Annotated in this window: 14 protein-coding genes; 9 read left to right on the top strand and 5 right to left on the bottom strand. The window is 64.0% G+C overall.

Features of this window, described 5'->3' with window-relative positions; all coding sequences use genetic code 11:
• The first annotated feature begins 122 nt into the window (after positions 1–122).
• From PH586_RS12520 to PH586_RS12510, 3 genes are all read left to right on the top strand, one after another.
• Complete coding sequence (locus tag PH586_RS12520) at positions 123–1,616, top strand: aldehyde dehydrogenase (protein ID WP_271348094.1); 1,494 nt, start codon at positions 123–125, stop codon at positions 1,614–1,616.
• Positions 1,617–1,692: 76 nt separating this feature from the next.
• Positions 1,693–3,117 (top strand): APC family permease, encoded by a 1,425-nt coding sequence (locus PH586_RS12515; RefSeq protein ID WP_271348093.1) that lies wholly within the window; start codon positions 1,693–1,695, stop codon positions 3,115–3,117.
• Positions 3,118–3,176: 59 nt separating this feature from the next.
• The gene (locus tag PH586_RS12510; protein WP_271348092.1) at positions 3,177–4,559 is read left to right on the top strand and encodes an aspartate aminotransferase family protein; all 1,383 of its coding nucleotides are present in this window, start codon (positions 3,177–3,179) and stop codon (positions 4,557–4,559) included.
• Positions 4,560–4,680: 121 nt separating this feature from the next.
• On the opposite strand, the gene moaE is transcribed toward PH586_RS12510, so the two are convergent.
• The 5 genes from moaE to dmeF all read right to left on the bottom strand — a co-directional run bounded on the left by moaE (position 4,681) and on the right by dmeF (position 8,654).
• Entirely contained in the window at positions 4,681–5,136 is a 456-nt protein-coding gene (gene moaE, locus PH586_RS12505) for a molybdopterin synthase catalytic subunit MoaE (RefSeq protein ID WP_271348091.1), read from the bottom strand.
• A gap of 2 nt (positions 5,137–5,138) precedes the next feature.
• Positions 5,139–5,387, bottom strand: a complete 249-nt coding sequence (locus PH586_RS12500; protein ID WP_271348090.1) for a MoaD/ThiS family protein — start codon at positions 5,385–5,387, stop codon at positions 5,139–5,141.
• Entirely contained in the window at positions 5,384–5,860 is a 477-nt protein-coding gene (gene moaC / locus PH586_RS12495) for a cyclic pyranopterin monophosphate synthase MoaC (protein ID WP_271348089.1), read from the bottom strand. The genes PH586_RS12500 and moaC overlap by 4 nt, the downstream gene beginning before the upstream one ends.
• A 123-nt stretch (positions 5,861–5,983) precedes the next feature.
• Entirely contained in the window at positions 5,984–7,375 is a 1,392-nt protein-coding gene (locus PH586_RS12490) for a PhoH family protein (RefSeq protein ID WP_271348088.1), read from the bottom strand.
• A 313-nt stretch (positions 7,376–7,688) separates the two neighbouring features.
• Complete coding sequence (gene dmeF, locus PH586_RS12485; RefSeq protein ID WP_271348087.1) at positions 7,689–8,654, bottom strand: CDF family Co(II)/Ni(II) efflux transporter DmeF; 966 nt, start codon at positions 8,652–8,654, stop codon at positions 7,689–7,691.
• 210 nt (positions 8,655–8,864) lie between these two features.
• On the opposite strand from dmeF, the gene yaaA reads away from it, so the two are divergent.
• The 6 genes from yaaA (at position 8,865) to PH586_RS12455 (ending at position 15,052) form a co-directional block, all read left to right on the top strand.
• Positions 8,865–9,644: a peroxide stress protein YaaA gene (yaaA, locus tag PH586_RS12480; protein WP_271348086.1), complete on the top strand. Its 780-nt coding sequence runs from the start codon at positions 8,865–8,867 to the stop codon at positions 9,642–9,644.
• Between the two features lie 258 nt (positions 9,645–9,902).
• Positions 9,903–10,367: a multidrug transporter gene (locus tag PH586_RS12475; protein ID WP_271348085.1), complete on the top strand. Its 465-nt coding sequence runs from the start codon at positions 9,903–9,905 to the stop codon at positions 10,365–10,367.
• A 61-nt stretch (positions 10,368–10,428) separates the two neighbouring features.
• Positions 10,429–11,259, top strand: coding sequence for an SDR family oxidoreductase (locus PH586_RS12470; protein ID WP_271348084.1), 831 nt, complete (start codon positions 10,429–10,431; stop codon positions 11,257–11,259).
• A gap of 51 nt (positions 11,260–11,310) precedes the next feature.
• Positions 11,311–11,670, top strand: a complete 360-nt coding sequence (locus tag PH586_RS12465) for a hypothetical protein (protein WP_271348335.1) — start codon at positions 11,311–11,313, stop codon at positions 11,668–11,670.
• Positions 11,671–11,974: 304 nt separating this feature from the next.
• Positions 11,975–12,451: a cupin domain-containing protein gene (locus tag PH586_RS12460; RefSeq protein WP_271348083.1), complete on the top strand. Its 477-nt coding sequence runs from the start codon at positions 11,975–11,977 to the stop codon at positions 12,449–12,451.
• Between the two features lie 177 nt (positions 12,452–12,628).
• Positions 12,629–15,052 (top strand): bifunctional diguanylate cyclase/phosphodiesterase, encoded by a 2,424-nt coding sequence (locus PH586_RS12455; RefSeq protein WP_271348082.1) that lies wholly within the window; start codon positions 12,629–12,631, stop codon positions 15,050–15,052.
• Positions 15,053–15,056 lie beyond the last annotated feature (4 nt).

Genomic DNA, 15,056 nt, shown 5'->3' with positions numbered 1-15,056 from the left:
CCCAGTTTTTTCATGGCCTGCGAGCATATATTTACTAATTTTCCTTGAGCCCGGCCTGCGCCACCATCGTTCTCAACAACCACGAGACGCCGCTTGCGGCATCCGGTATGAGGACAGAGGCGATGTTGCAGTACAGCGATTGGCAGAAGCGCGCGGCCGAACAGGGCTTTATCACCCAGGCACTGATCGACGGCCAGCTGTGTCCGGCGCAGAGCGGCGCGACCTTCGCGGCCACTAATCCAGCCAACAACCAGCTGCTGGCCGAGGTCGCCGCCTGTGCGGCGGCGGACATAGATGCCGCGGTGGCCAGCGCCCGCCGTGCGTTCGACCATGGCCCCTGGGCGCGGATGGCGCCGCGCGAACGCAAGCAGGTGTTGCTGCGCCTGGCCGAGCTGATCATGGCCAACCGCGAGGAACTGGCGCTGCTCGACTCACTGAACATGGGCAAGCCGGTGATGGACGCCTACAGCATCGACGTGCCCGGCGCGGCCCAGGTCTTCAGCTGGTACGCCGAAGCCCTGGACAAACGCTACGACGAAGTCGCGCCGACCGCCAGCGACGCCCTGGCGACCATCACCCGCGAGCCCCTGGGGGTAATCGGCGCCGTGGTGCCGTGGAACTTCCCGCTGGATCTGGCCGCCTGGAAGCTGGCGCCGGCCCTGGCCGCCGGCAATTCGGTGGTCTTGAAGCCCGCCGAACAGTCGCCCTTCTCCGCCCTGCGCCTGGGTCAGTTGGCGCTGGAAGCCGGCGTACCGGCCGGGGTGCTGAACGTGCTGCCGGGCCTCGGCGAAAGTGCCGGCAAGGCCCTCGGTTTGCACATGGAGGTGGACTGCCTGGCGTTTACCGGTTCCACCGAGGTGGGCAAATACTTTATGGCCTACGCCGCCCAATCCAACCTCAAACAGGTGTGGCTGGAGTGCGGCGGCAAGAGCGCCAACCTGGTGTTCGCCGACTGCCAGGACCTCGACCTGGCGGCGGAAAAAGCCGCGTTCGGGATCTTCTTCAACCAGGGCGAAGTCTGCTCGGCCAACTCGCGGCTGCTGGTCGAGCGCTCGATTCACGATGAATTCGTCCAGCGCCTGATCGCCAAGGCCCAGCAGTGGCAACCCGGCGATCCGCTGAACCCGGCCAGCCGCGCCGGTGCCATCGTCGATGGGCGCCAGGCCGAACGCATCATGGGCTTTATCGACCGCGCGCAGAGCCAGGGCGCGACCCTGGCCTGCGGCGGCCAACGCCTGAGTTTCAACGGCTCGGACAACTTTATCCAGCCGACCATCTTTACCGGCGTGACCGCAGATATGCAGCTGGCCCGCGAGGAGGTGTTCGGCCCGGTGCTGGCGGTGATGCCCTTCGACGACGAGGAACAGGCCATCGCCCTGGCCAACGACAGCCAGTACGGCCTGGCCGCCTCGCTGTGGACCGACGACCTCAACCGCGCCCACCGGGTTGCCCGCCGCCTGCGCGCCGGCACCGTGTCGGTGAATACCGTCGATGCCCTGGATGTCTGCGTGCCGTTCGGCGGCTGCAAGAAGTCCGGCTTCGGTCGCGATCTGTCGCTGCACGCCTTCGACAAATACAGCCTGATGAAAACCACCTGGTTCCAGCTGCGCGCCTGAGGGGCGCAGCGGACAACTGCGGCGCCTGCCGCGTGCGATTCACCTGACACAACAACAAGATTGCAGGAGAACTCCCATGCACGACCCCGATATAAGCCTTAACCCGCCCTTTGGCCTGGCGGCCGAGCCGGCACGTAAGCGCAACCTCAGCCTGGGCATGACCGCTTTGCTGGCCGTGGCCATCGGCCTGGTGGTCTCCCAGGGCGTGATGGTGCTGATGCTGCAAGGCGCCGGTATAGCCGGCCTGGGCTTTCTGATTCCCCTGGCGTTGGCTTTCGTGCTGGCGCTGACCTATGTAGTGTCGTTCGCCGAGCTGGCGCTGATGATTCCCCGGGCCGGCAGCCTGAGCAGTTACACCGAGGTGGCGCTGGGGCATTTCCCGGCCATTCTGGCGACCTTCTCCGGCTATGTGGTGGTGGCGATGTTCGCCCTCTCGGCGGAATTGCTGCTGCTCGACCTGATCATCAACGAGGTCTACCCCGGCGCCTTCCCCAGCATGCTGATCGCCTATGGGGTGCTGGTGGCGTTTACCCTGCTCAATCTGCTGGGTATCGACATCTTCGCCCGCCTGCAATCGGCCCTGGCGCTGATCATGGTCGTCGTGCTGCTCGCTCTGGGCCTGGCTGCGGTGACCGGCAGCGGTAGCGAACCGGCGCTGAGCACGTCCATTACCAGTGACTGGAACCCCATGGGCGCCAGTGTGATGACCCTGGTGGCGCTGGCCATCTGGGGCTTCGTCGGCGCCGAGTTCGTTTGCCCGCTGGTGGAAGAATCGCGTCGCCCGCAGCGCAATATCCCCTGGTCGATGATCCTCGGCGTGACGGTGATCTTTATCACCATCGCCCTCTACTGCGTGGGGGCGCTGCTCTATGTACCCCAGGACGCACTGGCCAGCTCGCCCCTGCCGCATTACCTGTTCGCCACCGCGCTGTTCGGCGAAACCGGGAAGATCTTCCTGGTGGTCGCGGCGATCACCGCCACCTGCAGCACGGTCAACACCTCGCTGGCAGCGATCCCGCGCATGCTCTACGGCATGGCAGTCAACGGCCAGGCATTTCCGCAATTCAAACTGCTCAGCAATAAGTACAAAGCGCCCTGGGTCGCCGTACTGTTCGTTGCCGCCATCACCGGCATCCCGGTGGTCTTTATGGGCGACGACCCTGCCGCCATCGGCCTGTTGCTGCTGGCTGCCGCGGTCGCCTGGCTGCTGGCCTATATCGTCTGCCACCTGGACGTGATCGCCCTGCGCCGCCGCTACCCGGACCTGGCGCGGCCGTTCAAGACGCCCTTCTACCCGCTGCCGCAGGTCCTCGGCATCGCCGGCATGCTGGTGTCGATCTACTACGTGTCGCCGGCCCCGGAGATGACCGCGGCGATCTTCTACAGCGCAGGCGCGGTACTCGGCCTGGTGTCGATCATCGCGGTGCTGTGGATCAAGCTGGTGATGCGCAAACCGCTGTTCACCCCCGAGCCCATCGACAAGGTGCTGGCCCGCCAATGAAGTCCCTCCGGGGGCTCGCCCCCGGCTCACACCCTAGTTGATCACCGAGGTTTTTTACCATGACAGTCCCGCATACCCCCAACCGCCAGACCCAGGACTACCAGGCGCTGGACGCCGCCCACCATATCCATGCCTTTGTCGATCAGAAGGCGCTGAATGCCGAGGGGCCGCGCGTGATGGTGCGCGGCGAACGCCTGCACCTGTGGGACAACGACGGTAATCGCTACCTCGACGGCATGTCCGGGCTGTGGTGCACCAACCTCGGTTACGGCCGCCAGGACCTGGTCCAGGCCGCAAGCAAGCAGATGGAGCAGTTGTCGTACTACAACATGTTCTTCCACACCACGCACCCGGCGGTGGTGGAACTCTCGGAAACCCTGTTCAGCCTGCTGCCGGCGCATTACAGCCACGCCATCTATACCAACTCGGGCTCCGAAGCCAACGAGGTGCTGATCCGCACCGTGCGCCGCTACTGGCAGATTCTCGGCAAGCCGCAGAAGAAGGTGATGATCGGCCGCTGGAATGGCTACCACGGCTCGACCCTGGCGGCCACGGCCCTGGGCGGGATGAAATTCATGCACGAGATGGGCGGCATGCTGCCGGATATCGCGCATATCGACGAACCCTACTGGTACGCCAATGGCGGCGAGCTGACCCCGGCCGAATTCGGCCGCCGCTGCGCCCTGCAACTGGAGGAAAAGATTCTCGAACTGGGCGCGGAAAACGTCGCCGGCTTTATCGCCGAACCCTTCCAGGGTGCCGGCGGCATGATCTTCCCGCCGGAAAGCTACTGGCCGGAAATCCAGCGCATCTGCAATCAGTACGACGTGCTGCTGTGTGCCGATGAGGTGATCGGCGGTTTCGGCCGTACCGGCGAATGGTTCGCTCACCAGCACTTTGGCTTCCAGCCGGACACCCTGTCGATCGCCAAGGGATTGACCTCGGGTTACCTCCCCATGGGTGGCCTGGTACTGAGCAAGCGCATCGCCGAGGTATTGGTCGAGCAAGGCGGGGTATTCGCCCACGGCCTGACCTACTCCGGCCACCCGGTGGCGGCCGCGGTGGCCCTGGCCACTATCAAGGCGCTACGCGACGAAGGCATCGTCAACCAAGTCAAGGACGATACCGGCCCCTACCTGCAGCAGTGCCTGCGCCAGGTGTTCGGCAATCACCCGCTGGTCGGCGATATCCAGGGCACCGGCCTGGTCGCCGCGCTGCAATTCGCCGAGGACAAGAACAGCCGCAAGCGCTTCGCCAACGAAAACGATATCGCCTGGCGTTGCCGCACCCTCGGCTTCGAGGAAGGCCTGATCATCCGCTCCACCCTGGGCCGCATGATCATGGCCCCGGCCCTGGTCGCCAGCCGCGCAGAACTGGACGAGCTGGTGGAGAAAACCAAACGGGCGGTGGACCGCACCGCCATGGAACTGGGCCTGCTCTGAGTCGAGCACCGGCGACCCGGGCAAGCATGACTCGAGCGAAATAGCGTACAGGCGCAGCAGCTCACTGCTGCTGCGCCTGGCCAGACGCTTGGCTCGAGAAGGGCCGTGAAGCAGCAAGCCGTTATGGCTTGTGCCAGCGCTCGGCGGCGTTCTGATCGCTTTGCCGGCCTTCGACCCAGCAGGCCCCCTCGGCCGTGTCTTCCTTCTTCCAGAAGGGCGCGCGGGTCTTCAGGTAGTCCATGACGAAGGCGCAGGCCTCGAAGGCGGCCTCGCGGTGGGCGCTGGTGGTGCCGACGAACACGATCGGCTCGCCCGGTTCCAGGCGGCCGATGCGGTGAATGACCTGCAGGTTCAGCAGCGGCCAGCGCTGCTCGGCCTCGAGCGCGATCTTGGCCAGGGATTTCTCGGTCATGCCGGGAAAATGCTCGAGGAACATGCCACCGACCTCGCGCCCCGCGTTGAAATCGCGCACATAGCCGACGAAGCTGACCACCGCGCCTACACCGACGTTCGCCGCATGCAGCGCGTTGACTTCAACCCCAGGGTCGAAGGGTTCGATCTGCACTCGGATGCTCATGCTCAGCCTCCAGTCACAGTGGGAAAGAAGGCCACTTCATCGCCCTCCTCCAGCGGCTCGGCGAGGCTGCACAGCTCCTGGTTGCGCGCGCACATCAGATTCTGCTCGGCCAATACCTGCCACACGCCACCGCGGGCCAGCAGATGCTGGCGCAGGTCATCCAGGGTCGCGAGCGCCTGGGTGTCGCTCAGTTGCTCACCGTCCAGGCCCAGCGCCTCGCGGTAACGGGCGAAATACTGCACGCGAATCATTGCTCGTCCTCGGCCTTGTAGTGACCACTCTTGCCGCCCAGCTTTTCCAGCAGGCGCACGCTTTCGATGATCATGCCGCGGTCCACCGCCTTGCACATGTCGTAGATGGTCAGGGCGGCGACACTGGCGGCGGTCAGGGCTTCCATTTCCACCCCGGTCTGCCCGCTGAGCTTGCAGCGCGCGGTGATCTGCACGGCATCATCGCCATGGGCGAGCAATTCGACCTTGACGCTGCTCAACATCAGCGAATGACAGAGCGGGATCAGGTCGGCGGTCTTCTTGGCGGCCTGGATGCCGGCGATACGCGCCACGGCAAACACATCGCCCTTGGGATGTGCGCCATCGACGATCATCTGCAGGGTCTGTGGGCGCATGCGCACCAGGGCTTGAGCCACGGCTTCACGGACGGTCAGCGCTTTATCGCTGACATCGACCATGGTGGCGTGACCTTGGGAATCGAGATGGGTTAGCACAGGTTTACTCCAGGCAGGGATCGGCCGATTGTAAACCCAGCAGTCAAGATATGGCAGCAGCAAGCTGCAAGCCTGGCTGCTGCGCACTCGACTCGCAGCTTAGGGCTTGCAGCTTGCCGTCTCCTACATATTGGTTTCGGCGAATTCCGCCAGGATCGAGCGCGGCACCCCTTGCAGGGTGATGTGCACGCCGTGGGGGAAGTCCTTGAAACGCTCGGTGAGGTAGGTCAGACCCGAACTGGGCGCCGACAGGTAGGGCGTATCGATCTGCGCCAGGTTACCCAGGCAGATCACCTTGGAGCCGGTGCCGGCACGGGTGATGATGGTCTTCATCTGATGTGGCGTGAGGTTCTGGCACTCGTCGATCAGGATCAGGCTCTGCTGGAAGCTGCGCCCGCGGATGTAGTTAAGCGATTTGAACTGCAGTGGCACCTTCTGCAGGATGTAGTCGACGCTGCCGTGGGTGTTCTCGTCATCCATGTGCAACGCTTCCAGGTTGTCGGTAATGGCGCCGAGCCAGGGCTCCATCTTTTCCGCCTCGGTGCCGGGCAGGAAGCCGATTTCCTGGTCCAGCCCCTGAACGCTACGGGTGGCGATGATCCGCCGATAGCGCTTGCTGACCATGGTCTGCTCGATGGCCGCGGCCAGGGCCAGGATGGTCTTGCCCGAGCCGGCGGCACCGGACAGGTTGACCAGGTGGATGTCGGGATCGAGCAAGGCGAATAGCGCCAGCGCCTGGTGAATATCGCGTGGGCGCAGGCCCCAGGCTTCCTGATGCAGCAACGGCTCCTGGTGCAGGTCGAGGATCAATAGTTCATCGGCCTCGATGCCCTTGATCCAGCCGACGAACCCCTGCTCGTCGATGATGAACTCGTTGATATGGACCGCCGGCAGGTTATCGATCAGTTGCACCCGGTGCCAGGTGCGGCCGCGGTCCTGGCGGGTCTCGACCGTACTCACGCGGTCCCAGAACGAGCCGTCCATGCTGTGATAACCCTTGGACAGCAGCGACACATCGTCGACCAGCTGATCGGTGTGATAGTCCTCCGAATCGATGCCGCAGGCACGCGCCTTCAGGCGCATGTTGATGTCCTTGGTCACCAGCACCACGGACATGTCCGGGCGACGGGCTTTCAACTCGACCAGCTGGTTGATGATCTTGTTGTCGTTGAGGTCCTCTGGCAGCCAGGTAATGGGCGAGGCACTTTTGCTCATGAGAATCGAGAGAAAACCACAAGGCCCGCTTTTCTCACGCTGGATCGCGACACCATGCTCGACTTCCTCGGGCGTGGCGCTACCCAGGATCTTGTCGATCAACCTGATTGCCTGCCGGCACTCGGCGGCGACGCCTTGCTTGCCGGTTTTCAGCTTGTCCAACTCCTCCAGCACGGTCATCGGGATGGCGACGTGGTGCTCCTGAAAATTCAGCAGCGCATTGGGATCGTGGATCAATACATTGGTGTCAAGGGCGTAGAGGGTCAGAGCGGTGGGCTTGAAGCTTCCGTGGTCATCCATACTCGGTCACCTTCTTCTAGGAGCCAAGCGACGGAATGCCAGAGCAGCGCTCCGCCGCGGGGACCACCGACCACTCAGACGGGGGCTGGGCAACTGCAAGCGAGGTGAAGGCCAAAGCTCGCCACCTGTCTGCAGGGTTCGGCGGTCTGTCTTTTAGATACTCCAAAAATCATGACAGGCGAAAGTTTTTTTTATTTATTTCAGTTTATTCGTCGCCTCGACGAATAGCGCTTGGCGCCCCACAAAAGCACCGTTAAAGTCAGGAGTTCTACCGCCATTCGCACCGCAATAAAATCCCGCCTCGGCAGCGACATCAGCGCTCGTTTTCAGCACAACGATTGACTTCAACCGTCACGTGCACCAACTCGCCAATCCCAGCCAGCCGGGCCTTGTAGCGATCCGCCGAGGTATCGCCATGGGTCACCACGCTGACAATGCAGGCGTAATGCGCGCGACCGACTCGCCACAGGTGCAAATCCGCCAGCTCGGTGTCCGCTTCCTGCGCCAGGGCGCGGCGCACACGCGCCACAACGGGGCTGTCCATCTCCCGGTCGAGCAGCACAGTGGCGGTCTCGCTCAACAAGCCCTTGGCCCATAGCGCGATGATCAGCGCACCGATCACGCCCATCAGCGGATCGAGCCAGCTCCAGCCGAACAGCATGCCACCGAGCAGGGCAACGATCGCCGCCACCGAGGTCAGCGCATCGGCCAGCACATGGATGAAAGCGGCATGCCGATTGAGGTCGCGTGCGCTCGCTGGCGCAGCGTGATCGTGATCGTGATCGTGATCGTGATCGGCATGAGCGTGAGCATGCGCGTGCTCATGCTGGTCACGCAGCAGCCAGGCCGACAGCAGATTCACCAGTAGACCGACCACCGCCACCCACAGCGCCACGTCAAAAGCAATCACCTGCGGCTGCCACAGGCGCCACAACGACTCGAACGCCAGCATCGCCACCACCACCAGCAACAGCAGCGAACTGGCGAAGCCGGCCAGCACCTCGATCTTCCAGGTGCCGAAGGCGAAACGCGGATCATCGGCGTAATGTCGGGCCAGCAAATAGGCCAGGGCCGTCAGGCCAATGGCGAGCATGTGCGACGCCATGTGCCAGCCATCGGCGAGCAGGGCCATGGAGTTGAAGGCATACCCGGCGGCGATTTCCACCAGCATGGTCACCCCGGTCAGAGCGGTCACCAGCCAGGCCTGGCGTTCGGTGCGGGTTTCCAGCGGTCGGTAATCGTGGGAAGGCTCCCAGCGCGAATGGTTGCAGGCGGTCATGGCGGCTCCTTGAAGGAAGTGACCTGGGCAAACTACAACCCCGTGGCGGCCCCCAGGTCAAGCGCAGCGATGTGACCAGCCGAACTGCCGCGGCCAGGGCTTATCCGTTTGCGACGGGGCGCGGCAGCACAGCACGTCGTGGCCGTGCCAGGCACCTGGCTGCCTGTCGGGCTGCTAGAATCGCGGCCAAGACTTTCAGGAGCAGACTTTATGCTGATGGTGATTTCCCCGGCCAAGACCCTCGATTACCAGACGCCGCCGGTGACCCAGCGCTATACCCAGCCCGAGCATCTCGACCACGCCCAGAACCTGATCGCCCAACTGCGCGACTTCACGCCCATGCAGATTGCCGAACTGATGCACCTGTCGGACAAGCTCGCCGGCCTGAATGCCGCGCGCTTTGGCAGCTGGACGAAAACCTTCACCGCGGAAAACGCCAAGCAGGCCCTGCTGGCGTTCAAGGGCGATGTCTACACTGGGCTGAACGCCGAAGACTTCAGCGAAGCCGACTTCGACTTCGCCCAGGTGCACCTGCGCATGCTCTCCGGCCTCTACGGTGTGTTGCGGCCCCTGGATCTGATGCAACCCTATCGCCTGGAGATGGGCACCAAGTTGGCCAACCCGCGTGGCAACAACCTCTACGATTTCTGGGGTGAGCGCATCAGTGGCTGGTTGAATGACGCCTTGCTCGCCCAGGGTGACGACGTGCTGCTCAACCTGGCCTCCAACGAGTATTTCAGTGCGGTGAAACGCAAGGTGCTCAACGCCCGAGTCATCGATACCGAGTTCAAGGACCTGAAAAACGGCCAGTACAAGATCATCAGCTTCTACGCCAAGAAGGCCCGCGGCCTGATGGCCCGCTATGTCATCAAAGAGCGCCTGAGCAATAGCGAGGGTCTCAAGGACTTCACCGCACAGGGTTACCGCTACTCGGCAGAGCACTCGAAAACCGACAAACTGGTGTTTCTGCGCGACACCCCGCAAGACTGATCCCGCCGCCACGCCCCCGCTACGGGCCGCACCACGGCCCGTTTGCCCCTGCGCCGGCACTCCCAATACCGGCCTAAACAATTCGCTTGATCAATCCGCGCCTGCCGCATTGAACTGTGCGAATCCTTGCCGATGGCCTGCGGTAGTCGACTAGGACTGGAACAGCGGCAGCGCTTTCCGGCATCCGCCAGCACGGCGCATCTCGCCACGGCCTTGTGTAGGATAGGGCCCTGTGTTGTCCACCAAGGCCCACCCCCTATGCTATTCGGCGCGATACTGGTTTTGAGCTGGCTGATCCTGCTGATCCGCTACCCGAGCAAAGCCCTGCCTATCTCCCTTGCCGCCTTGATCGGCCTGGGCCTGGTGGCTAGTTGGGTGCTCTGGCAGGAAGGCCGCGAGATGCGCCACCTGGCGCATGTGCAACTGCGCATGGTCTACGATCCGCAGAACTGCCCGGCCAACCGCCCCCTCGCGCTGCAGTTGAAAAACGGCAGCGACGCCGCCCTGCTCGAACTGCACTGGAAGATCGCCGCCTACCGCCCCGGCGACAGCGTCAACCTGGTCGAACGCCTCTACGAATCCCCCCGCTACAGCGGCCCCGGCAAACTGCTGCCAGGCGCCACCTGGCAGGACTGCCTGCCCCTGCCGACCCTGCGCAGCGGTTACCGCGCCAGCACCCTGGAGTTCCGGGCCGAACGCCTGCAGGGCAGTTTCAGTCGCTGATTGCTCTCTTGACCATGGCGGGTGCATGCCAGCCCCCCGACACCCCCACAAGGATGCCCGCATGACCCAGCCCAGCGCCCTGATCACCGGATGCTCCAGCGGCATCGGCCGCGCCCTGGCCGACGCCTTTCAACGGGCCGGCTATCAGGTGTGGGCCACCGCCCGCAATGCGGCCGACCTCGCCACGCTTGGCGCGGCCGGTTTTACCGCGGTGCAACTGGACGTCAACGACGGCCTGGGCCTGGGCCAACTGGCCGAACGCATGCAGGCGGAAATTGGCGGCCTGGATGTGCTGATCAACAACGCCGGTTACGGCGCCATGGGCCCGCTGCTCGATGGCGGCGTCGAGGCCATGCGCCGGCAGTTCGAGACCAATGTGTTTTCCCTGGTCGGCGTGACCCGGGCGTTTTTCCCGCTGCTGCGGCGCAACAAGGGCCTGGTGGTGAATATCGGCAGCGTTTCCGGGGTGTTGGTTACGCCCTTCGCCGGGGCCTACTGCGCCTCGAAAGCCGCCGTGCATGCGCTGTCCGATGCCCTGCGCCTGGAGTTGGCGCCCTTCGCCATCGAGGTCATGGAAGTGCAGCCCGGCGCCATTGCCTCCAGCTTCGGCGCCAATGCCAGTCAGCAGGTCGAGCAGCTGATCGATGAAGCCTCGCCCTGGTGGCCAATCCGCGAGGGCATCCGCGCCCGCGCCAAGGCCTCACAGGACAACCCGACCCCGGCCGAGCAGTTTGCCGGCGAACTGCTCGCCGCCGTGCAGCGTGCCAGACGCCCGCGCCTGTTGCGCCTGGGCCATGGCAGCCGCACCCTGCCGTTACTGGCTACGCTGATCCCCAGGAGCCTGCTCGACGCCGTGCTGAAAAGACGCTTCGGCCTCGATCGGGCGCTGTAGCCTGCCCTTCCAATTCGCACGGAGAACACTGTGGATACCCCTTCCGTCGCCATGCATCGCTACGCCATTGGCGGGGTCTTAGCCGTGATCCTGCTCAACCTGCTGCTGCGCAGCCTGACCAGGCTCGGCGGCCCGTTGATCACCCTGCTGGTCGCCGTCATCGTCGCCGCGGCAATGGCCCTGTGCTTCGCCTGGCACGCTCGCCGCGCGCCCTCGCGCAGTGAACGCAGGCGTCTGGTCGGACTCTATGGCGGCATGCTCGGCTTGCTCTATCTCGGTCTCCTGGCGCTGATGGAGCTGAAGGATGCCCCCGGCACGATGGGCCTGCTGATCCTCGCCTTGCATTACCTGTGCTACCCACTGTGTGCCCAGCTGCTGTTTTCCGAGCGCTTCTTCAAGCGCTTCTACTAGCGGCGACCCACTGGCCTTACCCTGGTGTCCGGCAGAGTCCCGGCCGCTGTATCCGCGGATCGGGCGTGCCACCGGCGATCGCAGAAAGAGTGGCGGAGCGCATCTCCCGACAGACCGGTAATAGCCCATTCCCAACCGCTTTAAAGCCTGTTGCAAACGGATATAAGCCCGAGTGGCCCTCTCAACTAGAGTCATCTACAGGATTTGATCGAAGCCAGCATGCGCCTGTGCCTTGGACTCATGGCTGCGGACATGACGATGAGTCCTGCCCGAACCGGCTCACCCCGTACAAGAGGAAACCACGATGACCCCCTTCCCATACCTTGCCGCTACTCTGGCAATACTCAGCGGATTCTTGCTGATGCCAGTCGCCTCGGCCGATGAGTCCGCTTTCGTCGCCGCCAAAGCCTCCGAACTGCAATGGGCTCCTGCACCCTCAGTAGGTCCAGGCGCGATGATGACGGTGATTGAAGGTGACCTGAAAAAAACCGAGCCCTTTACCCTGCGCCTGATGCTGCCTGCCAATTCGACCATTGGCGTGCACACCCATCCTACGACCGAGCGCGTCACCGTGATCTCGGGCAACTTCTACCTTGGCATCGGCGACAAGCCAGACCCCACCGCCGCCGTGACCTACCAGGCCGGTGACACCGTGATCATCCCGGCGGGAATGGCAATGTTCGCGGGCACCGGTGCCGACGAAGCCATCCTGCAATTGCACGGCGATGGCCCCTGGGGCATCACTTACCACGACCCGGCCGATGATCCGGCCAACCACTAACCCGCTGTGGCATCAGGCGATCTTGGCATTTGCCCAGCGGAAGGGCGGGTGACACTGCAGCGGTGAACACCATTGCGGTCTCCTCGTGTGGTGACAGCGCCCGTGCAGCCCGGGGAACCAGGCGGGTGGCAGCGACTCTATACTCAAACAAGGTCATTCATGAGTGAGAGGCAGGTCATGCCTGCACCGCCTTCTGCCAACCAGGAAACCCATTATCTCTACCGTGCGTTGCGCACCCTCAGCGGCTGCAACCGAGCCTTGGTGCGCGCCAAGGACGAGGCCACCCTGCTCCAGGAAATCTGCCGGGTCATCGTCGATGAGTCCAGTTACTGTCTGGCCTGGGTGGGGCGTGCCGAACACGACAACGCGAAGACGGTGACCCCGCTCGCCTATGCCGGCGTCGACCAGGCCTACATCGATTCACTGCACATCAGTTGGGCCGACAACCCGCGCGGGCGCGGCCCCTCCGGCACCGCGATCCGCACCGGCCAGCCGAGCCTGACCCACAACCTGCTCACCGATCCGAACACCGCGCCCTGGCGCAAAGGCGCCATCAGGCACGGTATTGCCTCGGTGCTGTCGCTACCACTGCGGATCAACGGTGAAATCTTTGGCGCCATTGGCATCGGCGCCCCGGAGCCCGACGCCTTCGGCGAGCAGGAGCAGGAGCTGCTGAGCGAGGCCGCCGAAGACCTGGCCTTCGGCATCCAGGCCCTGCGCAGCAAGGCGCGGCGTGCCCAGGCCGAACAGGAGGTCCAGCGTCTCAACCGGGCCCTGGCGACGCGGGTGGCGGTTAACCATGCGCTGATCCATGCCAGCGAAGAACTGGTTCTGCTCAAAGATATCTGCCGGGTGCTGGTCCATGATTGCGGCTACCGCCTGGCCTGGGTCGCCTACCGCCAGGAGGACCAGACCCCGCCCTACCAGCCTGTGGCCTACGAAGGGGTGGAGAAGGGTTTCATCGCCATCGGCCAGGCCTGGGCCGCCAGCTCGAAAGGTCTGGCTTTTATCCGTAACCTCGACGCTACCTTGGAAACCGGTCAACCCTTCGTGCTGCGCGACATCCATAACAACCCCAATGCAACCACACTGCGGGGGGAAGCGCTCGAGCGTGGCTACGACTCGGCCATCACCCTGCCGCTGCAGGTCGAGGACAAGGTGATTGGCACCCTGAACATCATGGCGATCGAGGCCGACGCCTTCGATGAGCAGGAAGTCGAGTTGCTGTTCGCCACGGCCAACGACCTGGGCTTCGGCATCGCCACCCTGCGCACCCGCGCCCGCGCCCTGGAAGCCGAGGCTACGATCAGGCGCATGGCCTATACCGACGAGCTGACCGGCCTGCCCAACCGCCTGCGTCTACGCGAACTGCTGGATCAAGCAATCGCCGAGGCCAAGTCCGAGCACCGGCCGCTGAGCCTGCTGTACCTGGAAGTCGGGCGCAACCAGGCGATCAGCGAAACCCTCGGCTACCGCGAAGGTGACCTCCTGCAGGAGGCAATCGCCGCGCGTCTGGCGCAGGCCATAGGCCCGGCTATCCCGCTGGCACGCCTCGGCGAGTTTGAGTACGCCGTACTGGTGATCAGCGGCGGTGCCGAGCAGGCCTCGCAGTTGGCGCAGAAAATCCTCGTCGCGCTGTACGAGCCAATCGACCTGGCCGGCCTGCTCCTCGATACCCGCGCCACTATCGGCATCGCCCTCTATCCCGGTCATGCTACCGAGCCGGACGCCCTGCTGCGGCGCGCCAGCAGCGCCATGGATCAGGCCAAGCGCAGCGGTGATGGCTATGCCCTGTACAAGGGCGACCTGGACCGCGAATGCGCCAAGCACCTGACCCTGATGAGCGACCTGCGCCGGGCGATCGACGGTAACCAGCTGCTGCTGCACTACCAGCCCAAGCTGCAGATCGCCACCAACAAGGTATGCGGCAGCGAGGCCCTGGTGCGCTGGCAGCACCCGCAACATGGCCTGCTGCCGCCCAACGAGTTCATCAAGCTGGCCGAGAACACCGGCTTGATTACCCCGCTCACCTACTGGGTACTCGACGCCGCCCTGGCCCAGGGCTATGCCTGGCGCGAGGAAGGCGATACCCGACCAATCTCGGTCAACCTGTCGGCGCGCGACCTGCGCGATCCCAAGCTGCTCGAGCGGATAAGGGGCGCCTTCGCCACCTGGGGCGCGCAGCCGGACTGGATCGAGTTCGAGCTGACCGAAAGCGCGTTGATGGAAGACCCGGTGGCAGCGCGGGAAACCCTGATCCAGCTGCGCAACCTCGACAGTCGCCTGACCATCGACGACTTCGGCACCGGCTACTCGTCACTGGCCTACCTGCAGAAGCTGCCGGTGAACTCGCTGAAGATCGACCAGTCCTTCGTCACCCGTATGCTCAGCGACGACGATGACTCGGCGAAGATCATCCGCTCGATTGTCGAACTGGCGCACAACCTCGACCTCGAGGTCGTCGCCGAAGGGGTGGAAAGCCGCGAAACCCTGATCCGCCTGGGCAACTTTGGCTGCGACATCGCCCAGGGCTTCTCGATCAGCCAGCCAATTCCCGGCGACGAATTCCGCGCCTGGGAGGCGCTGTCGAACTGGCATTGAGCGG

Source organism: Pseudomonas aestuarii (assembly GCF_027988105.1).
GTDB classification, from domain to species: Bacteria; Pseudomonadota; Gammaproteobacteria; order Pseudomonadales; family Pseudomonadaceae; genus Aquipseudomonas; species Aquipseudomonas aestuarii.
The sequence above is the reverse complement of the archived record's forward strand: the minus strand, read 5'-3'. Positions and strand labels throughout refer to the sequence as shown.

What these genes read in the sequence shown, in the direction of transcription:
- PH586_RS12520 (WP_271348094.1), top strand. Translation starts at nt 123, where the DNA reads ATGTTGCAGTACAGCGATTGGCAGAAGCGCGCGGCCGAACAGGGCTTT.
- PH586_RS12515 (WP_271348093.1), top strand. Translation starts at nt 1,693, where the DNA reads ATGCACGACCCCGATATAAGCCTTAACCCGCCCTTTGGCCTGGCGGCC.
- PH586_RS12510 (WP_271348092.1), top strand. Translation starts at nt 3,177, where the DNA reads ATGACAGTCCCGCATACCCCCAACCGCCAGACCCAGGACTACCAGGCG.
- moaE (WP_271348091.1), bottom strand. Translation starts at nt 5,136, where the DNA reads ATGAGCATCCGAGTGCAGATCGAACCCTTCGACCCTGGGGTTGAAGTC.
- PH586_RS12500 (WP_271348090.1), bottom strand. Translation starts at nt 5,387, where the DNA reads ATGATTCGCGTGCAGTATTTCGCCCGTTACCGCGAGGCGCTGGGCCTG.
- PH586_RS12490 (WP_271348088.1), bottom strand. Translation starts at nt 7,375, where the DNA reads ATGGATGACCACGGAAGCTTCAAGCCCACCGCTCTGACCCTCTACGCC.
- dmeF (WP_271348087.1), bottom strand. Translation starts at nt 8,654, where the DNA reads ATGACCGCCTGCAACCATTCGCGCTGGGAGCCTTCCCACGATTACCGA.
- yaaA (WP_271348086.1), top strand. Translation starts at nt 8,865, where the DNA reads ATGCTGATGGTGATTTCCCCGGCCAAGACCCTCGATTACCAGACGCCG.
- PH586_RS12475 (WP_271348085.1), top strand. Translation starts at nt 9,903, where the DNA reads ATGCTATTCGGCGCGATACTGGTTTTGAGCTGGCTGATCCTGCTGATC.
- PH586_RS12470 (WP_271348084.1), top strand. Translation starts at nt 10,429, where the DNA reads ATGACCCAGCCCAGCGCCCTGATCACCGGATGCTCCAGCGGCATCGGC.
- PH586_RS12465 (WP_271348335.1), top strand. Translation starts at nt 11,311, where the DNA reads ATGCATCGCTACGCCATTGGCGGGGTCTTAGCCGTGATCCTGCTCAAC.
- PH586_RS12460 (WP_271348083.1), top strand. Translation starts at nt 11,975, where the DNA reads ATGACCCCCTTCCCATACCTTGCCGCTACTCTGGCAATACTCAGCGGA.
- PH586_RS12455 (WP_271348082.1), top strand. Translation starts at nt 12,629, where the DNA reads ATGCCTGCACCGCCTTCTGCCAACCAGGAAACCCATTATCTCTACCGT.